Source organism: Planctopirus sp. SH287, assembly GCF_056500625.1.
On the sequence record NZ_CM151403.1, the window covers coordinates 1114661 to 1134920 of the forward strand.

A 20260-nucleotide genomic window follows, 5' to 3' on the forward strand; every position below is an offset into this window, starting at 1 on the left:
AAACCGAATCAGCGATCGACTCTTGCCAACTCCTCTTCAATACCTAAATAGCCGACTCGCTCCATTTGATCAATCAAATTCAAACACCACGTCTTAATTACGTCGTCAGTGGTTTGTTCGTACTGACGCACGATAAGTGTTGAAATCTCACGCGCCGTCATCGATCCGTGATTGGCGACGTGCGTTCCATCTTCGCCGAGGAATTCGAGGACTCTTTCCGCTGCGCGACAGATAATTCGTGGAAGTTCGACGTTCGATTCCTTGAGAGCGTGGAGCAAACGGTATGCCTCGTTTTCAAAACAGCGGCTCTCGATATACCGGGCGATGAAATCGCCTAACTGTAAAATCCTTTCGCCCGACAAGTTAAAGAATGCACTAGATACTTCTTGTCGAACTGCCTCGGACTCGTCGGCGAAGAACTCTTCCAATCGCTCAGCACATTTGTTCCCAACAACTTCGTCTGAGAGGTTCCTTGCGTATACATCAGCAGCAGCCTTTCGCATGGTATCGCTGCCGGAGCGAATGTCAGTCGCATCGGTTCCTATTGCAACATCCTGAAGTTCGGCCAATATGATCCGGCGTGCTGCATATTCAACAGCTTTTTCGTTTCTGGATTTCAACGCAAACTGAAGTAGTTCACGGAGCTGAGTGTAATGGGTGTAAATCGCGTAGTAAATAAAGTTATCGAAGGGATACGTCCCACAGATTGCTTCACATCGGCCGCAAGCTCTCAGGAACAACTTGACGGCTACGTCACGGTCGAAGTTAAGCAGCGGCATAAACGCATCTATCGCACACGTCCGAACAGAAATGATTGGATCCTCCGACAAGGTAACCAGTGCGGGACGAAGTGCATTGAATCGGGTGTGGTCTTTGTATAGAAGCGATGACAGGGATTCGGCCGCCTGCCCGCGCACGCAGTTGATGCCATGTGAATGGGGATCACCTCCGTGGTAATTTTTCCCGTCTCCTGTGTCCTGCCAGATATCCGTGCTCGGGTCGGGATCGTTAGTGGCGTAGTAGGAGACAATGTCCAAAACTCGTGGCGAAAGCGGTCGATCTGACAACCTACGGATACATTCTGAAATCGCCGAGCCACAAGGTCGATTCGGCAGTTCATGAAGGCGATCAATGACGATCAAAAAAGTTTCTGTTGGGAATACAGAGATTTGCTCCTTGTCAATCTCCTTCTCTTCCCCACTAAGATTCGCATATCGGCTGCCTAGACCATCCAGAATGGCCGAGAAATAAATTGGATGGACATCGTCTGACATCTTCGTAACCAATGCGGCAAACCGATTTCGATCTGTTCGAGCAAATTCTCTCAATAAGCGGGAAAGTTCCTCTGGACCTCCACGAAACTCATCAGTACTACCGTCGTATTGCTTCATTGCGGAGATCCATTGACCGTCCGTCATCCTCTCTGCACTCGCTGGCTCAATTGGCGACTCCACAAAACAACCGATACTCGTCTCATCTTCCTCGACGATAGCATCAGATAACGTCGGAAATTTCCTTTCGAGTTCCTCGATCCTGAGTGCTGCCCGACGAGAAATCCTTGAGCAATCCAACGCACGAAGCAGTAGCAACTCGGAATAACCTCGCCATTTCGGCGTATGTTTTTCGCATTCGTCGCAAAAGCCGATGATTTGCGACTCCAATTGTTGAAGCAATTCGGAAGAGCATTTTGGCGAAATTGCTTTCAATGCCATTCGGCAGATTGCACTATCGCCCGTCCCTTTTCCACCTCCAGACCAGCTTACATAACCGACATCGAGTTGGCACTTGTCGGCAACAAGGTATTCGGCACAGTCGTTTGCAAATTCTTCTGGATTGTCCGCCCAGGATCGAAGCAGTAAATAACCGAATGTCTGATGTGGATGTGTCGCAATCGTGGCTGCGTGCCTCCGAAATACTTCCACCTCGTGCGTTGCAAGGTACTGGAGCGACTTTCGCAGCGAAATTAGGATGGCGTCGTTGATGTCGAATGGATCACCGTTGTTGGAAAGCCAAGGCCAAGCACGATTAAACACGCCGCCGGCTTTGAATACTTCGGTTTTCAAAACAATCGCCCGAACACGCGGAAGCATCTGCTCGACAAAGTAGTCAGGTTCATCGGCAGCTGCTTTACCAATCATTATAGCACCTGTGTGTGAATGATTGAGCCGGCATTTGTCGAGAAAATTCCACGTCACGCCATCGTCAAATTGTTGAACTGCCCGATCGAACCATGTTGCTAACACATCAATCACGAATTGAGGCGACTCTTTCTCGGCATTGTAGTGCTGGCTCCAAAAGTCCTCTCCGCTGACTCTGCTTTCGTCGTCGTCATAGGCACCTTTTGCGATCAATTCGAGATAGATCTTTGCCATTTCGACGCTTTTATGAGCTTGACCCCACGACATGATCCTTTGGATTCGCTGCCTCCAATCACCGTCGCGATTTGCGTAAGGGTAAATCAGCCGGGCAATTTCTGCCGATCGGCAATCATGGACGCTGCCAGCCTCGAGATACCAGATGGCAGTGTTATTCAAGCGGGAATCATCGGATGCAAGCCACTTTTCAAAGACATGAAGTGAGTACAGCAAATCGAACCACCCTAAGTGATTACATAATGCGGAAGAGACGTAGCGGGAAAGCTCGCCATCCAAAACGTATGGTTCGAGGAGTTGCCATTCCTCTCGTTTCGGCTGGTCAATTCGCTTGAAACCAGACGCGACCATTCGCTTGATATGAAAACGAATTGTTGGTGACTCAAAGATGCTACGGATGTCGCCGATGTACTTGCTGAAATCCTCTTCTCGGCGAAACTCCAGAATCTGACGCACCTGAGCGCGGCGAAATAGATGCTGCTCGGATGATTCGAGAAGCTGAATGACATTCCGCCCCGAGTTGCAAAATCGCCTCGCAAAAGCGTAATCAAAGAATGACTCATGGAAGAACCGATATTGACGTTGGTTCGGAACCTCAATCAGGACATGTTCGGAAGCCATGGCTTGGGCGTCGCGCTGCCATTCGTCCGTAACTGATTTCGGCGCAAACAGAAGTTGCTGCTCGCTCATTTTTGTCGTCAAAGCGTCAATCACCTCGTTCCAGCGCGGTTCGCGACCAAGTTTTTCCCTCAAATTGTGTCGTTTGCGATTCCAATACTGATCGTACAATTCATTGACGGTATTGAAGCCACGTGCTGGATCACCCTGCAAAAACAGCAGAAGATGAAACGGAGTACCGAGAATTTCAAGCTGTTGTGGATTGAGCTTAAGCTCTCCATGTTCTGCCAAACCCAGTGAGTCATTGACCTCAGTTTCAGTGAGCCTTGAAAGTGGGAATTTGGAGAATTCAGATTTAGAATCATCCAAACTTCGCAAACGATGGTCGTGTTCAAGATCAAACTCACGACAAGCCAAGATCATTTTCATCTGTGGATAGTTTTTTACGTCTTCGCACAGATCACGAAACACCTCCCACATTTGTGGATTACGTCCAGAGACAAGACTCATCGCATCCAACTGATCAATGAGTAAAACACTTGATGCGTTATTCGCGATTCCCGCCAGCACGACAGCCGGGGATGCCCGCAGATCCATCTGCTCGCCGAGTTGCCTCGCAGTATGGCACGGTGTGAACGAGTCCATTCTCAAACAAAGGTGCGGGATGCCCCTCGTCGAAAGTTGTGCAACACATTGAGCTAAAACACAACTCTTTCCAAATCCGCCTGGTGCGACCAGTAATGCTCCACGCGATTCTGACCCTGTGATCGTGTCGATTATTTGCGTCACAACATCACGACTTATTTCTGCGGAATTGATGAGTTCGGCTACCGCTACCGAGAGATAGCGGCGATTGGCCGCTGCGACTGTATCATTGATCGTGACGTCCAGTTTCCAATCTTGGACTCCAATTCCTTTTTCGTGAAAGAAGGAGCGAAGCCGTTCCCTATCGATTTTTGGGCCAAGGTTCTCAATAATAAACTCTGCAATCATTCGACGGATATCGTCGGCACATAGCTGTGAACCGTCCGTGCGATTGAAGAGTCCGTCGATTCGGCGCTCCACTGAGCGTTTCAAGTCCCCATGGCTTCGTAGAATGACTTCAAGCGTTTTCAGCGCCGCCAATGCGGAGTTAGGATCTCCGTCACAGAGTGGGATGATTCGCGTCTTAAACTCTGATCGGAGTTTTTCCGCCAAAGGGTTCCAAAATTCATTGAAATTCGTTGACGTTGACGCGCGCTCCGCAAGTTCGCGAAGATTGTTCGCACCAGTTGCGGATATGAATCGTGTTTCGGCGTTTGGCCACAGAGTCCGCTTGCCAAGTAGATCTCCAAGAATGCTTCTGCCTGTGTTCCTGTCTTCTTTACATAGATTGGCAACGGACCAATCCCCTCCTTGTTTTTGGCGTTTCACGGAATGGAACTGGAGCACTCCATCATTTGTTTCGAGGTGGAATTCAACTCCGACCGATTCGTCACCAAATGCCTCCAGGGTGATCGACTTAAATCGGCCCTCACACACATCGAGAACAGCGTCCACTGTCCATACGGCTTCATACTGGTCACCTAGCTTGGCAGATTCACCGGCGGGTCGAGGCATTGGAAAACCTACACTATAAGGCGATTCGAAGGGAATTTGTTGTTCAGTCTAGCATTGACAACGGTTCCACGAACTTGGGATCGTTGGCATCTTTCGCAACAACTGGTCACTAATGGTGACGACAGCTAATGCATCTCGTCTCCAGATGCACTTCCTTCTCATGCCTCGCCGTCATTTTTCTGAAAGCATCGGTATTCAGGTAGCTCTAACCCTTTTGGAAACGAACTTGGAACGTGAGAAGGAATTCCTCTTGAGCGAATCTTCCGGCCAATCGCCCGTGTGGTCACCCTTAGGCCAAGCGTCGGGTACAACCCAGTTGTGCCAGCATGGGTTGAGGTGTTTTGTGCTCTTCCCCCCATCTCCTGTCCCGGTTCGCGGCAGCGGGGAGTGAGAGCGTACTGCGGCATTTTCCGAAGCCGTGACGCATCTTCCGGCCCCTGGTTCCGGGCAGGCTCGAGATGGGGAAGGGGGGCTATTTCTTGTACCCCCGCTTGTACCAAATCTTGTACAAGCGCCTGTCTCAGCCTGTCCCGAGGTGTCCGCTGGTGGCAGTGGAGTGCTGGCATCACCCCTGAAAAGCGAAACGCCTAACTCCTCACAGAATGAAGAGTTAGGCGCTGATTGTCCGCGTATGGCCAAGGTTGGCCGCAAAAGGCGCCGCCCGGATTCGAACCGGGGATGGTGGATTTGCAATCCACTGCCTTAGCCACTTGGCTACGGCGCCATTTGTTTCTCAGACTCCAAAAAACAAAACTTTCTGTTTCGTATCGCTTTGTCTTTTCGTCTGGCGAGTAGAGCCTTTTATCGGCACTCTCGGGTTGGAAATTGAAGGGAATCCTCAAACTCTGCGGCACCCGCAGCATTTGCCGATCCCGGTCAAAACCCCACAGAGGGAACTTTAGGTGTTGCAGTCAATGCGGTCAAGCATTGGCGGGATGCTCTCTTCGGCAAAGTCTACCGAAGCGATGAAAAACACCAAATTGGGCCGTTCACTTCGATCGTTGATGTTCCCACCAATTGTCCCCCCAGAGGCTGGAGCTTTTAGAGTTCATGAGATACGTTCGTACGTTCTGAATTCTCTTTGATTCTGAACGTTTTTCAGGAACATCCTCTCCGTTCCTGAAAGCACATTGTTCTCTCGCTGTCGAAAGCCGCCCTTATGTCGACCCTCACAACGACAACAGATTCCACCGAACTGGAACTGATTACGATCGCACAGCAAGCTGTCAGCCAGTGCAACTGGGTGGTCGGCGAATGTGCGGCTCAATGGACGGTCAAATTTGCTCGTGGTCGTACTGACGCGGATTTTGCCAACCTGGTTCACCTCAGTCCCGATCAGGTTTACCAGCGGCGTCGCGTCTGGGAAACATTTGGTGATGTGCGCCAGCAATACTCCCATTTGAAGTGGTCTCACTTTTATTCGGCCATCACCTGGGACGATGCTGCGGAGTGCCTCCAATGGGCAGACGAAATTCAGTCCACTGTGACGGAAATGAAGGCCTGGCGGAGAGCGCAACGGGGAGAAGACCTGACGCTGCCAGCCGACGATGAACCATTCACCTTGCTGACGAACGAATCGGTGCCGGTTCGATTTCCGGTCGAAGGCGAAGAGGCTCCCTTCGATGGCGATGTTCCCGGCGGACGATCCAGCGGCTCTTCTGATCCTACGGCTGCCAGTTTTGCACGCGAGGCGGGTGAGTATAGCCCTTTCAGTCCTGAGGCGACGATGGTTCCTTCCAAGCCGGGGGCTGGGGGAGAAGAACGGGTTCCACCGACAGCCGACCAGATTTTTAAACGTCTGACATCTTCTTGTGAAAAATTCACTGGCTTGCTGACGGATGAAGTCGTCAGCGAATTCCAGTATCTGGATGGCAAATCTCAACGACGCCTGCAAAAGGCGATTGAAGCGATGATGGATCGGCTTTCCTCAATTGTTGGGTGATCTGAGGGCAAATTGAATTCATGGCTGGTTTTGGCATCACATCGCTGGCATGATCGATAAATGACACTCATGCATCAATGATCCTGTTTTCCAGTCTATGGACTCACCTCGTTGCCGGCAGGCCAGAGGCGGAGGGTCTTTATCGTAGACGGTTTGTTGGAGCATTGTCTCGATGAGACCAGTGAATCATGTTGCATTGAGAGCCATGGTTTGTTGCACGGGTTTCGCGACAGGTCGTGAGTGAAGTTGTCGTTAGATCAACGCCTTGTTTCGAGGATGTTCTTTGCTGCCAAACTATTCATCATCTCGCGGGCCGGGGGGAGTCAATAATTGGCTGGTTGGTCTGTTATTGCTTGCTGTCGGGTTGTGGACATTAAACTCGGCGGGGCTATGGCCCTTTGGCCGAAACTGGGTCAAGGCGGATCCTCGACCAATCACGCCGCGGGGATCTCTTGCGGAAGATGAAAAGACCACGATTGAGATCTTTCGTGAGTCGTTGCCGAGCGTGGTCTATATTAAGAGTCTGGCTGTTCAAAAGTCGGAATTCAGTCTCAATCCGGATCGTATTGAAGAGGGAACAGGGAGCGGGTTTATCTGGGATGATCAGGGGCATGTGGTCACCAATTACCACGTCATTCGGCATGCACAAGCTGCCACTGTGATTCTTGCTGACAACACTCCCTGGGATGCTCAACTGGTGGGATACGAGCCTGATCGAGATCTGGCTGTTCTGCGAATCAAAGCTCCGGCTGGTCGATTGCGGCCTATCCCGATTGGCACCTCGCAGGATCTTCAGGTGGGACAAAAGGTGTTTGCGATTGGAAACCCTTTTGGCTTTGACCATACCCTGACAACAGGGGTGATCAGTGGATTGGGGCGCGAACTTCCGGGGAATAGCGGGCGGACTATTCGTGGCCTGATTCAAACAGATGCAGCTATTAATCCGGGGAATTCGGGTGGGCCGCTGTTGGACAGTGCAGGGCGGTTGATCGGAGTTAACACCGCGATTTACAGTGAGACCGGTAACTTCAGTGGCGTCGGTTTTGCGGTTCCTGTTGACGTTGTGAACACTTATGTTCCTCAGTTAATCCGTGAAGGTCGCCTGGAACGCCCCGGCCTTGGTGTTGGTCTGGTTGATGATGCTGTTGCACGCCGCTTGGGGGTGGCTCGTGGCGCTTTGGTGGGCACCGTTCTTAAAGGGAGTCCGGCTGCCGAGGCGGGAATTAACGCCACGACTCGTGATGAAGAAGACGATCTCATCCTGGGTGACGTGATTATCAGTATCGATAATCAACCTATTGCCAAGGCGATGGATGTCTTTAAAGCCATGGAGGGATATCGCGTCAATCAGGAGGTCAAACTGACGGTGATTACGGGAACCGCCACTCGCGACATCAAATTAAAATTAGCAGCCTTGCCACTCAACTGATTGATGTCTTTTGAAGAACCGCTGGTGCATTGGCATGCACTCTTCTAGCTGGAAGATCTGACAGCAGAATGGGAATCCAGAAATCATCGTGACGAAATCAACGCAGCCATTCTTGAGGGACTGGATGATATCACTGCCGGACGAGTTCGATCTGCAGAAGAGGTCACCGATGAACTTGAATGCCGGCTCGGTCTCTCGAAATGACGTACCGCGTTGTCCTGTCACGACGTGCTCAGATGGATCTCAATAAAATCGCCACTTGGCTCCATTCCCGCTCACCGGAAGGAGCAGCTATCTGGCTGGCAAGCTGGCGGCAGGTGCTTCGTGATCTGGCATAGAATCCCAGCAGTATTCGCTGGCCCCGGAGAATGAAGACCACCCGGAAGAGATCTGGAACGTCCTGTTCAAAACTCGGCGCGGCAAAAAATATCGGGCAATCTCTGTGATTGAAGAGGACGTGGTTTCGATCACTCACCTACGTGGCCCGGGACAGGGTCTCATGTCTCCGGAAGACTTTTGATCAGAGAGTGAATTGGAATGACGATTGAGGAACGCGGGGTCGCATAGCCACAAGAGGTCAAAGAGATTGAAATGGGCTGACTCGCCCGTGGCTCACCGGTCGGGTTATGGCACTTAATAGAAGCAATGACATGCCATGTTTTATCGATATTCGTCCTCTTGTGCTTCCAGCACACAGGTAGCCCGAAGACGAGCAACCTGTGCCACCCTGCGAGGGGTTAGCCCGGATATCTCACCAGGGCGTGGGGGTGGTGTTTTTTTGCTGGTTGGTAATCGGTTGGAGGGCTGGTGGGGGCCGATCGTTGGGGATTTCGTGATCGCGGAGCGGAATTGCAACGGATTTCCGGCGGGTTCATGGTTTTTTACTCTGCTCAGCGCAGAACTTCTCCCCGCTCTTCGCTGTCGAAACAGGTCTTCGACCGAAGAGGCCTTGGCAAACTCCTGATTTCTAAGCCATAGGCTGGTTACACTCGCAGAGGTGTCCGTTCCTGACGCCGGAGGTTGCCAAGGATCTCTCGGAACAGCGCCTGATACGGATACGCCTGCGACAACGACAGCACCACCCGTCGCACACTCACACTGATTCGTCCACCGATCTTGAGCAGCCTGGCCCGAATCGTGTTGACCTGAGCTGTCGCCAGCGACGTGCCTTTCAGGCCGAACTCCTTGAGCGCTTTATGCAGCACATACGCCATGGTCGAGAACAGCACCCGCAACTGATTACTGCGCATGGCGTGGGTACTCGTGCGGTCGGCGAACAGGAACAACTGCTGTTCTTTAATCCGGTTCTCCATCTCGCCGCGAGCACAATACAGATCCTCGTATAGCGGCCGGGCAGCCATGCGTCTTTCCGGCAGACTCGTCACCACGAACCGGGGGTTGCTCCCTTTCGATAAGTGCTCAGCCTTGCCCACCACCCGGCGGGCCTGCGACCAGCTTTTCCGGGTGCGATACTCAAAGTCTTTGAACACCCGGGAAGAGGCCTGAGTCTGCTCGAACAGAGCTTGCGCCTCGTGCAATTCTTTCCCGATGATGTTCAGCAATCTCTTGTTCTTGGCCAGGCCGAAGACATAATCCACGCGGTTTTGTTCACACCAGTGCAGGATCGCTTCGCGACAGAAGCCGCTGTCGCCACGCACAATGATCCGCACCTGAGGCCAGGCAGCACGCAGCTTGGGAACGATCTTCGCCAAGACCTCCACGGTGCCCGCACAGGCGTCGATATTCGAGGGTTTGAGTAAGGCCAGGAGCGGCCAGCCATCACAAAAACAGTACAGCGGCAGGTAGCAATAATTCTGGTAGTACCCGTGAAAGAACTTGCCAAGCTGATCGCCGTGAATGGGGTTGTCTGTGGCGTCGAAGTCGAGAATCAGTTCTGGCGGTACGCACAGTTTGGCCTTCATCCGAATGAAGATATCGACCAGCGTTTCCTGCAACTGGTCGATGCTGGCGACAATCTTCTTGTAGCGACTTTTCGCACTGGCTCCGGGCGGTGTGAGTTCCAGCCGGTTGAGCGTGCTCTTGCCCGCCAGCGGCTTGCCGTGATCTTGTGGATGGAGGCGATTGTGGCCAGTGATATCCTTTCGTCCACAGAGCAGCGCCAGGAGAGGATCATGGCGAAGTTGTTCGTGATCGTTGAGGTCTTCATACCCCAAAGCCAGCCCCATCACCCGCTGGAGCAGGAGTTCTTCCACGGTGAATTCAATGAGTTCTTCATCGCGATGATCGGTGAAACACCCGGCCAACTGGCGGACGATGCCGAACCGCTCTTCGACTTCGCGGAGTAAGAGCCCCCCGGCATCGGAAGTGATCTTCCCGCCGTCAAAATCAGCGACCACTTCCCGGCGATCGTGGTGCTGAAAGAGCAGCTGCTGCGTGTTACACTCTGTCATGACGAGACGTCCTTGTGCTGGCGTGGTGAGTTGTGTGGTAACAACACTTTACGCAAATCCAGGCGTCTCGTTTATGCTGCGCTGTGAGAAATCCGGGTTAGGCCTCACTGGCTACGGCTGGGTTCTGAGACTGCCAATTGGTAGCCGAGGCCCAGCGCTCTGCTGCAAAGTAGATGATGTCCGCGACGGGATCCTTGACTTCAGGGTAGGTGTCCGGATCCGTCAAAGCCGAAGCGAGCCTCTTCTTCAGTTCACCATATGCCGCTGCGATGCGCGGTTCTGCTCGCAAGAAGTCGCGGACGAGCAGCGGGTAGCGCTGGTTGGGCTTGCCCATTTGCCTGATGTGAATGTTGCTCCGACGGGCGCCCGGCTTCTGCATGAAGAAGAGCTTGCTCCAGTCTCGTTCGTGCGCCGTAAAGCCCGGAGGCATGTGATCTTGCCTAGCGAGGTGGGTATGGGTTGAGAAACCTGCAGCGAGTAGCCTTTCAGAGATACCGTCATCTAGGCTGCGGACGGTTACTTGAACGTCAATGATGTCTTTCGCCGCAAGTGCAGGAACGGCTGTTGAACCAATGTGATCGATCTGGAGTGCGGCCACACCAAGTGTCTCTCGCAACTCCGCTGCAATGGCCTCGAACTCGACGCTCCAGGCGGTTCGGTATTCGACGATCGTGACGCTGCGTAATGGCATGTTGTGTGAGGCCTGACGTCAAAATCACCGGGCTGCGGCGAGTGATGTGGTAAAGTGTAAAAAACGCACCACCGCAGGGTGGCCCAGGTTGACTGTACACAGTCTACCTGGGAGGCAAAGCCACAAGAGGTCAAAAAGACTGAAATGGACTAGTTGAAGGCTTTCTCAGCGTTGGCTCAAAGATTGAAAAAAAGCATTCAATAGAACCAACGGTATGCTTTGTTTTATCGACATTAGGCCTCTTGTGTTCCAGCACACAGGTAGCCCGAAGACGGGCAACCTGTGCCACCCCGCGAGCTAATGATATACGCATTCCAGGCATCAACGGTGCGCTGAGAGATGCGTAAGGGCTGCTTACTCAAAGCCGTGAGCATGGCACACAGCCGGTAGGATGGCACATAACGCGACGTTAAATTCTGGGGTTCGTATTGTTTATGTTCCCCAGTGGTGAACGATATCAATGACATCATCGTGTTCAAGGATGTCGTTACAGGTCAGGAGATCGGCGATATCAGCCACAGCTGTCCAGCGATGATCGTCTTTGAGGCGGTGATAAACCTGAATTGAAACAGACTCCAGAAACTCGACCTGTTTTCTGGTGTCTTTGAAGAGGCAACTGGCTGCCTGCATCGCTGCTGCCCAATCGACTCGCCATTCGCTGACCGTGGCTGGATGAGCTTCCACTTCTGTCAAGATGGCCTCTGCAGCGGGGCCGGCGAGCGCGACCTCGCAGAGAATTCTGGCGAAGTTTGAGCTTTCCCGAATCGACTTTTTCCAGGTGATTGTGGTGTCGCCAAAGCGCCGTAAGCCGTCGTCATCTTCGGGTTCTAAACTGGCGTGTTTCAAACGGCCACCATGAGACAGAGCCACATAAATGTTCCCAGCCTCATGATAGGCCGTGATTTCCCGGTCATTGTCATCAGAGAGCGTCATGACGCATTCCGATTATCGAGCGTATTCAATCACTCGTGTTTCCCGAAGAACCGTGACTTTGACTTCCCCGGGGTAAGTCAATGACTGTTCAATGGCAGTCGCCAGATCACGACAGAGGCGAGCCGCTTCGCGGTCGTTCACATCGTGGGGATTGACAATCACGCGGATCTCGCGGCCGGCCTGGACAGCATATGCCTGTTCGACACCGGGGAATCCGCAGGCAATTGATTCCAGTTCTTCAAGCCGCTTTACATAGCGTTCGAGCGACTCACGACGTGCTCCGGGACGTGAAGCCGAGCAGGCATCGGCAGCAGCGACCAGAACGGTATAGATATATTCTGGACGGATATCATCGTGGTGGCCACGGGCCGCATGCACCACCTCAGGACGTTCACCGTATCGCTTCAGCAATTCGGCTCCCACAGCAGGGTGACCACCTTCCATTTCATGATCGGCGGCCTTACCGATGTCGTGCAGGAAGCCACAGCGGCGGGCGAGATTTCCATCGAGACCTAACTGTTCAGCCATCATGCCGGTGAGTGCGGAAACTTCGATGGAGTGTCGTAAAACGTTCTGGCTATAGCTGGTGCGGAAGTGGAGTCGTCCCATTAATGCCAGCAGTTTTTCGTGGAGATTGGGAACGGTGGCTTCTTGTGACGCCTCGGCCCCCTGTCGCAGAATGTATTCGTCCATTTCTCTTTGGGTTTCCAACACGATTTCATCAATGCGTGTCGGATGCATCCGGCCGTCCTGAATCAACTTGATCAAAGCGAGCTTGGCCGTTTCGCGGCGAACGCTATCAAATGCTGAGACCACCACGACGCCGGGAGTGTCATCCACAATCACATCCACGCCAGTGGCTTTTTCGAAGGCACGGATGTTCCGTCCTTCACGGCCAATGATACGTCCCTTCATTTCATCATTAGGGATATCAATCGTGGAAACTGTTGATTCTGAAGTATGAGCCGAGGCATATCGCTGGACAGCCATGCCAATGATTTCCCGAGCGACCTTTTCGCTTTGGGCTTTGACTTCGGCCTCGTGCTTCATGACGAGAGCGCCGGTTTCATTCTTTAGCTCGCGTTCGAGTTGATCGAGAAGCATTTTGACGGCGGAATCACGATCAAGACCGCTGATCTTATAGAGTTGTTCCTGCTCCTGCTTGATGACTTTTTCCACTTCCCGCTCGCGGGCTTCCAGAACTTTTCCACGCTCGGCCAACTTGGTTTGAGTGGTTTCCAGCATCCGCTCGCGTTTGGAAAACTCTTCCTGGCGGTCACGAACCGTGGCTTCGCGCTTGTCGACGGCTCGCTCCAGCTGGCGCAGTTCGTCTTTCTGCGAGGAAAGTTCTCGATCCTGGGCCTCTCGGCGCTGGAGCAGTTCCTCTTTGGCGGTCAGTTCGGCTGACTTGCGAAGATTGTCGGCGTCGCGCTGTGCCTGAGCGACAATTTCGTCACGATTCTTGAAGGCGGCTCCACGAACCAGACGTTCGACGAAATAACCCCCAACGCCTCCCAGAAGGAGACCGATGATTCCCCCGATGAACATTTCCACTTGGCAGCCCTTAATAATGCGTCGGCTGTCAGGCGAATATGTGAGTGAAAAAGTGATGACAAACGAGTTTACTAAAGTGATGCAAAAAGAAAGGCATAGGACGTCCTGCAACCGAGGCTTGAACAGAACGGCATGATGCCATCCTCAGGCCATGAGAATCCGGTTTGTCGATCCTGTGTTGTGATCCACTTACCAGGAAGCGTGTTCAGAAGCGAACGACCAACTGGCAACATCTCAATGCGAATCCTCTGACTGTCGCCCCGAATGCAAATTCGCAGCAGGGGATTACAGTCTTCTGCCATGGTGCCAACAGTCCGGACATTCACTGCAGCACAGCCATTCAGGCAGTATATCACAGTGAAAAATGCGGCGGTGAAGCTCACCATGCAGAACAAAAAGAACACCAGAAACACCCATTCATCATCCAGAAGTTCAGAGCTTGATCATTTGCCCTGACCTCAAACCTCTCTCAGCTCAACAACCCACCCACAATCGTCATGTTTGTTTAATGCTGCTTGTTAAAACAGATCACAAGCAGCTTCCAGGTAATACTTTGCAGCTTAAGTCCCTGATGTCAGGACAGCAGCCCCTGAGGTATAGTATCAAGTCGAAGAAACGATTCAAACCGCCACCAGCGAGTTCGCCAGACGGCTTGAGCGGGTTTTGTTAAAATCATCTGTTCAGGATGATCGATGAGTTTTGTGAAAAAAGGTCAAATAACCAGTGAATCATGATTCCTCAGAAATCATCAAAGCGCTACGCAGGTGGTGGGAGGAATTGGAATTTCGCCCTAAACGCCTGGCCATCGCTGTTTCTGGAGGGGCCGATAGTGTCGCGCTGCTTCGCGGTTTACTGCTTTTGGGAGAGCAGGGGGAATGGCAGCATGCGGTGAGCTTTCCTCGGCCAGACCATTGGGTTGTTGCCCATTTCAATCACCAGATTCGTGGTCTTGCAGCCGATGAGGACGCGCGTTGGGTCTGCCAATTGGCTGAAAAGCATCAACTGAACTTTGCCTCTGGGCAGCTTACTTCAGAGAAGATGTCAGGTTCGCCTTCTCATGGGGTATACCAGCGTGCGGGGATGTCAGAAGCCGTCCTGCGAGAACATCGGCTGGAATTTTTGAGATCCACAGCGGCTGGTTTCCAAGCTCAACATCTTCTCCTGGCCCATCATGCTGATGATCAGGCCGAGACGGTTTTGCATCATTTATTGAGAGGCACCAGTCTGAGTGGATTGGCAGGAATGCGGATCTCTCAGGAATTGACCAATGGTCTTCGCCTTGAGCGGCCTCTGCTTGCAGTCCGCAAGTCTTCTTTGGTAGCTTTTTTGCGGGAATTGGGCCAGGACTGGCGCGAAGATCTGACGAACCAGAATTCTGAGTTCACACGCAATCTCCTGAGAAATCAGGTCATTCCGCAACTGGCTGAGGCCGTTTCTCAAATGGGGCTGCAACGCGACCCGATTGATAGCCTGGGTCAGCTTTCCCGACATGCGCGTGATGCCCAGGAACTGGTGGAGACCATGGCCCAAAAGCTTCTTCAAGAGAGCCAGATCGACGGGAGTGAAGGCGAGAATCGATTTTGTGTGTCATTCTGGCAAAGCCAGCCCCCTGTTGTTCAACGAGAGGCTTTTCGGCAAATCTGGATCAAAAACCAATGGCCGAGGCAATCGCTGGGCGAGCAGCATCTGATTCGACTGATCTCATTTCTTGGGATCTATCGCCATCCGCTGGTGGGGGATTTTCCGGGAAATGTTCGAGTCACCCGACTTCGCGAATGGATTGATCTGACGGTACGCCGTGAGTCGTAGACTATCCGAAATCGCTCAAATCCTTCTGACTGAGTGATCTCTATCAGTTCTTCTCCCTGAGGGATCAGGTTGCCGCAGGCTGGATGCGGGGATTGGTTCTGGCTTTGGAGGCACGGCTGGTTCATCGGCCCTCACCCCGGGCCTCTCCCGCGAACGGGCAGGGAGCTTTCCCGGAAGGAGTCTCACTAAGGAGTCTCAGAATGCCGATCAGTGAGACTCTTCCTGATGATCCGGCATCACACCGTGAGGAACCTCACAGGAATTTATGAACATTGGGAACCATGACGTGGAAAACATGCACGTTCGTCGATACGATGCCGCTCGTTTAGCAAGAGTCTGCCGGGGTTTGTCGATCATACTCCCTGGTAGAAGTTTACGGTGATGCTCCCTGTTCATGTCAGACCTCAAGAGGAACTTCTTTAATGACATCCGGCACGATGACAGACGCCGCAGTCCCGAATGCCCACCGGCTCCTCTGGGCTGGTTTCACTGCGATTCTCGCCGCTGGCGTGGGATATGCGGTTCGTGGCGGGATTCTTGGCCAATGGGCCAACCAATTCAGCTTTACGATGACGGAACTGGGAACCATCACGGGGGGGGGCCTGACTGGCTTTGGCATCGTGATCATTCTTAGTTCACTTGTTGCTGATAAGCTTGGCTATGGCAAGCTGATGATTGCGGCTTTTCTTTTGCACCTGCTTTCGGCTGGCTTGACGCTGGCTGCCCCATTTGTGTTTGCGACAAGTGGTAAGGATGCGACGTTCTATTGCCTGTTTATCGGCATGTTTATTTTCGCGATTGGTAACGGGCTTTGTGAAGCTGTCGTAAACCCGATGACAGCGACTTTGTTCCCCAAGAATAAAACACATTATCTCAACCTCCTGCATGCTGGCTGGCCCGCAGGTCTGGTCATGGGAAGTCTTGCTTCGTTCTTCATGGCTGGTAACGGGAGCACTGAGCCAGTTCACTGGACGATTCAGATGTCCTTGTTCCTGATTCCTGTGATTGTTTATGGCGGTATGCTTCTGGGGCAGAAATTCCCGAAATCGGAAGCTGAAAGCGCTGGCGTGACTCTGTTGCAGATGATCACCAGTGTTATTGCCCCGCTGTTCTTTGTGCTGCTTATCATCCATGCGATGGTTGGATACGTGGAGCTTGGTACGGATTCCTGGATCAGCAAGATCACCGGCGCCATCATGGAGAAGCCTGCTTATGGACTGGCCCTCTTTGCTTACACATCATCACTGATGTTCGTTCTGCGGTTTGTGGCCGGGCCGATTGTGCATACGATTTCTCCATTGGGTCTGCTGTTTGCCAGTGCCGTTCTCGGAGCAACCGGATTGACACTTTTAGGAAGTGCCGATGGTTGGGTGATGTGTACCATCGCTGCCACGGTGTATGCCTGCGGAAAAACGTTCCTCTGGCCCACTATGCTGGCCGTTGCCTCGGAGCAGTTTCCACGTGGTGGTGCGGTTGCCATCGGGATGCTGGGTGGTGTTGGCATGCTGTCCGCTGGTCTTCTGGGTGGCCCGGCGATTGGTTTCAAGCAGGACTTCAATGCCTCTGCGGAACTCAAGGCCAAATCTGAAGCCACTTTTGACCGTTACCGTGCAGCCGGTGAAAGCAGCTTTTTTGGCTTCCGGACAATTGGCCTGGATGGTGCCAAAGTGGGCGTGCTGGAAGACGGCGGCAAGGAGCTGGCACGCGCCGGTGAAGTTCTCGCTAAAGAACCAGAAACACCCGCTAATCAGGCTGCTCGTAAGAATCAGGCAGAGCTTGAAGCCTGGTGGGCAAATGCCAAACCGTTTGCTGAGACTGACAAGCCGCTTGTCACTAAAGCCGGCATCTATGGTGGTCAGATGGCCTTAAAGTTGACGGCCTATGTTCCAGCGACGATGGCGGTCTGTTACCTGCTACTGATTATCTACTTCCGCATGATTGGTGGCTACAAGCCCAAGACGGTGGATCATCAGGTTCACACCGGAACTGACTTGGGTACTGCTGAGAGTTAAGTCTCGCGGTTCTCAAATATGTCGGTGAATTCTGAAGCGGGCGCCCTGTTGATTGGGGCGTCCGCTTTTTCTTTGGGTGAAATCATCCGGATGGAATTACGAATCGCAACTTGAAATAGCGCGTTGATGGTCTCAAAAATATGCTTGCCCAAAGCTGCTGTCTGTTACACACAACTTTTATTGAGCCGCACGACTTGGCTCGACGAGTCAAAACCTCTCAAATCGTGCCTTCGTGCCATGCTTGCGGCGGCTTTGAGCAAGCATGCTCTTTGGGTTGATGGAAGATCGGCGTCAAACGCAGATCCGGCATGCTCACCTCAAAGCCGCTGTCTTTTATACTTAAATTTCTTATTCCCTTGAGCAAGCGGCACGGCATTGACACCATCAAGGGGTGATGACCAGATCAACCCATGGGAGTTCCGGCCTGGGATAAACCTGCTCATCGGAATGACTCCTTTGCGTTCTTCGCGCCTTTGCGGTGAGTCAAAGAATTTTTACCGCGAAGAAAAGAAGAGCGCGAAGGAATTCGGAAGAGATCGAGTGCCGTGTCACGGCTTTGTTTTTGGGTTGATGTCGCCGCAACGTCCTCCGTTGTCGGACTTAACAACAGAAGTGACCCGAATTTTATACTTTGACAATGCACGAGGGGAGTCGAACGGTATGGGGCGGGAGCCTGCTCTATGACTTTTGAACAGCATCAATCCCTTGGATTCCCTCGGCTGTATGCCAGATATTGAGGTAACGGCCGCAAGGTGCTATGGGCCACCCATGCCAATTTCATGGTGCGGTTCAGGTGGCGAAAAAGTTGTGTATAAACGACAGCCTCAAAGCCGCAAGCATGGCACACAGAGCGCTATTTCAAATGGAAATGCGTATTACAGATCGCAATCGACAACTCATAAAAAACAAAACCAGCCCGAGTTTTTACAACTCAGGCTGGTTTTGTTTGATCTGTCGTAGAAACTCAAAGGCTCAAACCAAAGCGCTCATTGAACGCGATCAGTCTGAACTATTAGGGAAACTGCTGAGACGAGTCGACTACTGAGCTTCAGCGCCTTCCATGCGAGCCACAAAGTTCAGCAGTGGACTCATGCGGCGAACTTTGGCAACGATGACTTCTTTATCAGCAGCAGACGTAGCGGCTTGATACTTCTTTTCGAGCTTCTTGATCTTGGCTTTACGCTGGCGGCGCTTGGCAAGTTCACGATCGCGTTCGGTACGAGGCATCTGAAATCCAGTACAGTATCAAAAAGAAAGAAGCTGATTCGGTCATCGTCTTTTGACGACGTTGATTACAAGCTGATTCAAACGATGACAAACATCGTGAGAAACTACGCACGCAGCTTTTTATGACAAGTTTTGCAACGGACGGCGAAGCCCACCAGCTTGCCACACTTGGGGCAACGGATGGCTTTACGTAACTTCACAAGCTTTGTCCGTGGTCTGTAGACCATGTTTCTTCTCCACCGCAAATGCGTCGCGTCAATTGTCCTGAAAGATTCCGAAAAAATAACAGCTGTGCAACAGAGGAACAAGTCAATGGGGTGCCAGAATTGAAGGGAACCTCCGATCTTTCTGAGAGAATTACCCATTTTCTCAGAAAGATCCCCCAAAGAGAGTTTGAGATGCTGGAAAAAGACTGAAGTCGCCTCTCCCTCAGCAGCGAAACCTTCTTGCTCTTCATTTGGCTGGTTTGGCTGGAAGACTTCCTCCTTCCGGCTCAATTCGCTCTGGCAGGCTCAGCTCTGAAGATCTTCAAAAAAGATCCGGGGTTGGTGACTTATGACTTTCCTGTGGCATGCGGGGGCGGACACTTTAACTCAAAAGAATTTTGCTCGGACACGTTCTGTTGATTCCGAACGGGAGAGTAGTCGATCACCTTAATGGTAATTTGATCAGGTTGAAACTCGAGCAGTCGTAACCAACCGTCACCCCCATTGGGCCGCATCTGGAAATTGACGGCCATTTGATGAACGATCCGACCGGATGGGGTTTCACTCGATAACCGCCCCAGGCCATCTTTGGGAACGTGCCCGTTGATTGTCAGCAGGAAGTTCTTGTGCCTGGAGACGAGGTTTTGCCAGAGTTCCTCGCCATCCATAACGTCATCATTGGTCGACTTTGCAAAACCGAAGCGATGGGGATTCCAGATTTGCGTCATCCCCTTTTTTGCCCAGTGATCGCGTTCGCTATCCGGAGACAGATAGGAATGCGTCGTCAGGATGATGTCGTGATCAGAGTTCTGGGAAACCACCTGATTGGCCCAGCGAACAACGTCGTGGCGCGGGCCGAACTCCAATGCCAGGATCATGATCTTTCGTCCACCAAACGAAAAACGATGGAACGAATTGGTGATGACGTCCGGTTCCTTGTCATAGACACCACCGAATGAAGGCCGGGACTGAAACATGCGCAAGGGAAAGAACAGGGGCATCCGCGTAGAGCGATTTACGCATTTCCCTTGCTCACTGTAGTCACCGTTGCCGGTGATCACACTGTAGGGAATCACTCCATTCATCAGTGCAAGCCCCGAAGCCGCATTCCGGTATTCTTCGGGGAGATTGTGATTGGTGAGGTCTCCGAGTTGGCAGGCCCAGACGATGTGTCGTTCTTTTGCATTCTTAACCAGCCATTCGGCCTGTTTTGCGACGAATTCTGGACGAACGTCGGTGTAATTCTGTGTGTCGGGCAAGACGGCAATCGTAAATGAATTGGGTGCGACCGGTGGGGGAGGCCCGTCTTTCAGTATCGCGTCATCGTAGTGGTCGAAGACTCGTGTTTGAGCTTGAGCCGAACGGTATCGACCCATCGCGAGCGCAGCGCTGGCCCCCGACTTCAAAAAGATACGGCGAGAGATGGTATTCATAAGGTCTGCACTCTATCGCGATAA

Annotated in this window: 13 protein-coding genes and 1 tRNA gene; 5 read left to right on the top strand and 9 right to left on the bottom strand. The window is 52.3% G+C overall.

From position 1 onward, the window contains the following. Nucleotides 1-8: 8 nt before the first annotated feature. The 3 genes from SH287x_RS04035 to SH287x_RS04045 form a co-directional block, all read right to left on the bottom strand. The gene (locus SH287x_RS04035; RefSeq protein ID WP_479517151.1) at nt 9-4589 is read right to left on the bottom strand and encodes an NACHT domain-containing protein; all 4581 of its coding nucleotides are present in this window, start codon (nt 4587-4589) and stop codon (nt 9-11) included. Between the two features lie 289 nt (nt 4590-4878). Next, a complete protein-coding gene (locus SH287x_RS04040; protein ID WP_479517152.1) occupies nt 4879-5016 on the bottom strand; it encodes a hypothetical protein in 138 nt (45 codons plus the stop codon). A 225-nt stretch (nt 5017-5241) separates the two neighbouring features. Beyond that, nucleotides 5242-5313, bottom strand: a tRNA-Cys gene (locus tag SH287x_RS04045). 435 nt (nt 5314-5748) lie between these two features. Between SH287x_RS04045 and SH287x_RS04050 the strand changes: the two genes are divergently transcribed. The 3 genes from SH287x_RS04050 to SH287x_RS04060 all read left to right on the top strand — a co-directional run bounded on the left by SH287x_RS04050 (nt 5749) and on the right by SH287x_RS04060 (nt 8298). Beyond that, the gene (locus SH287x_RS04050; RefSeq protein WP_479517153.1) at nt 5749-6531 is read left to right on the top strand and encodes a hypothetical protein; all 783 of its coding nucleotides are present in this window, start codon (nt 5749-5751) and stop codon (nt 6529-6531) included. Between the two features lie 283 nt (nt 6532-6814). Next, nucleotides 6815-7960, top strand: a complete 1146-nt coding sequence (locus SH287x_RS04055; protein ID WP_479517154.1) for a S1C family serine protease — start codon at nt 6815-6817, stop codon at nt 7958-7960. 179 nt (nt 7961-8139) lie between these two features. After that, nucleotides 8140-8298 carry a hypothetical protein gene (locus tag SH287x_RS04060; protein ID WP_479517155.1) on the top strand — a complete coding sequence of 53 codons (159 nt, stop codon included), beginning with the start codon at nt 8140-8142 and terminating at the stop codon, nt 8296-8298. A 645-nt stretch (nt 8299-8943) separates the two neighbouring features. On the opposite strand, the gene SH287x_RS04065 is transcribed toward SH287x_RS04060, so the two are convergent. The 4 genes from SH287x_RS04065 to rny form a co-directional block, all read right to left on the bottom strand. Continuing rightward, the gene (locus SH287x_RS04065; RefSeq protein WP_479514981.1) at nt 8944-10371 is read right to left on the bottom strand and encodes an IS1380 family transposase; all 1428 of its coding nucleotides are present in this window, start codon (nt 10369-10371) and stop codon (nt 8944-8946) included. Between the two features lie 97 nt (nt 10372-10468). Next, on the bottom strand, nt 10469-11062 hold the full coding sequence (locus SH287x_RS04070; protein ID WP_479517156.1) for a GrpB family protein: 594 nt from the start codon (nt 11060-11062) through the stop codon (nt 10469-10471). 432 nt (nt 11063-11494) lie between these two features. Continuing rightward, nucleotides 11495-11995 (bottom strand): hypothetical protein, encoded by a 501-nt coding sequence (locus tag SH287x_RS04075; RefSeq protein WP_479517157.1) that lies wholly within the window; start codon nt 11993-11995, stop codon nt 11495-11497. A 12-nt stretch (nt 11996-12007) separates the two neighbouring features. After that, nucleotides 12008-13543: a ribonuclease Y gene (gene rny / locus SH287x_RS04080; RefSeq protein ID WP_479518660.1), complete on the bottom strand. Its 1536-nt coding sequence runs from the start codon at nt 13541-13543 to the stop codon at nt 12008-12010. A 729-nt stretch (nt 13544-14272) separates the two neighbouring features. Here rny and tilS point away from each other — a divergent pair. Continuing rightward, entirely contained in the window at nt 14273-15358 is a 1086-nt protein-coding gene (gene tilS / locus SH287x_RS04085) for a tRNA lysidine(34) synthetase TilS (protein ID WP_479517158.1), read from the top strand. A gap of 422 nt (nt 15359-15780) precedes the next feature. Beyond that, nucleotides 15781-17370 (top strand): MFS transporter, encoded by a 1590-nt coding sequence (locus SH287x_RS04090; RefSeq protein WP_479517159.1) that lies wholly within the window; start codon nt 15781-15783, stop codon nt 17368-17370. Nucleotides 17371-18408: 1038 nt separating this feature from the next. On the opposite strand, the gene SH287x_RS04095 is transcribed toward SH287x_RS04090, so the two are convergent. Further along, the gene (locus SH287x_RS04095; RefSeq protein ID WP_479517160.1) at nt 18409-18597 is read right to left on the bottom strand and encodes a DUF6800 family protein; all 189 of its coding nucleotides are present in this window, start codon (nt 18595-18597) and stop codon (nt 18409-18411) included. 553 nt (nt 18598-19150) lie between these two features. Further along, the gene (locus SH287x_RS04100) at nt 19151-20236 is read right to left on the bottom strand and encodes a metallophosphoesterase family protein (protein ID WP_479517161.1); all 1086 of its coding nucleotides are present in this window, start codon (nt 20234-20236) and stop codon (nt 19151-19153) included. Between the last annotated feature and the right edge of the window lie 24 nt (nt 20237-20260).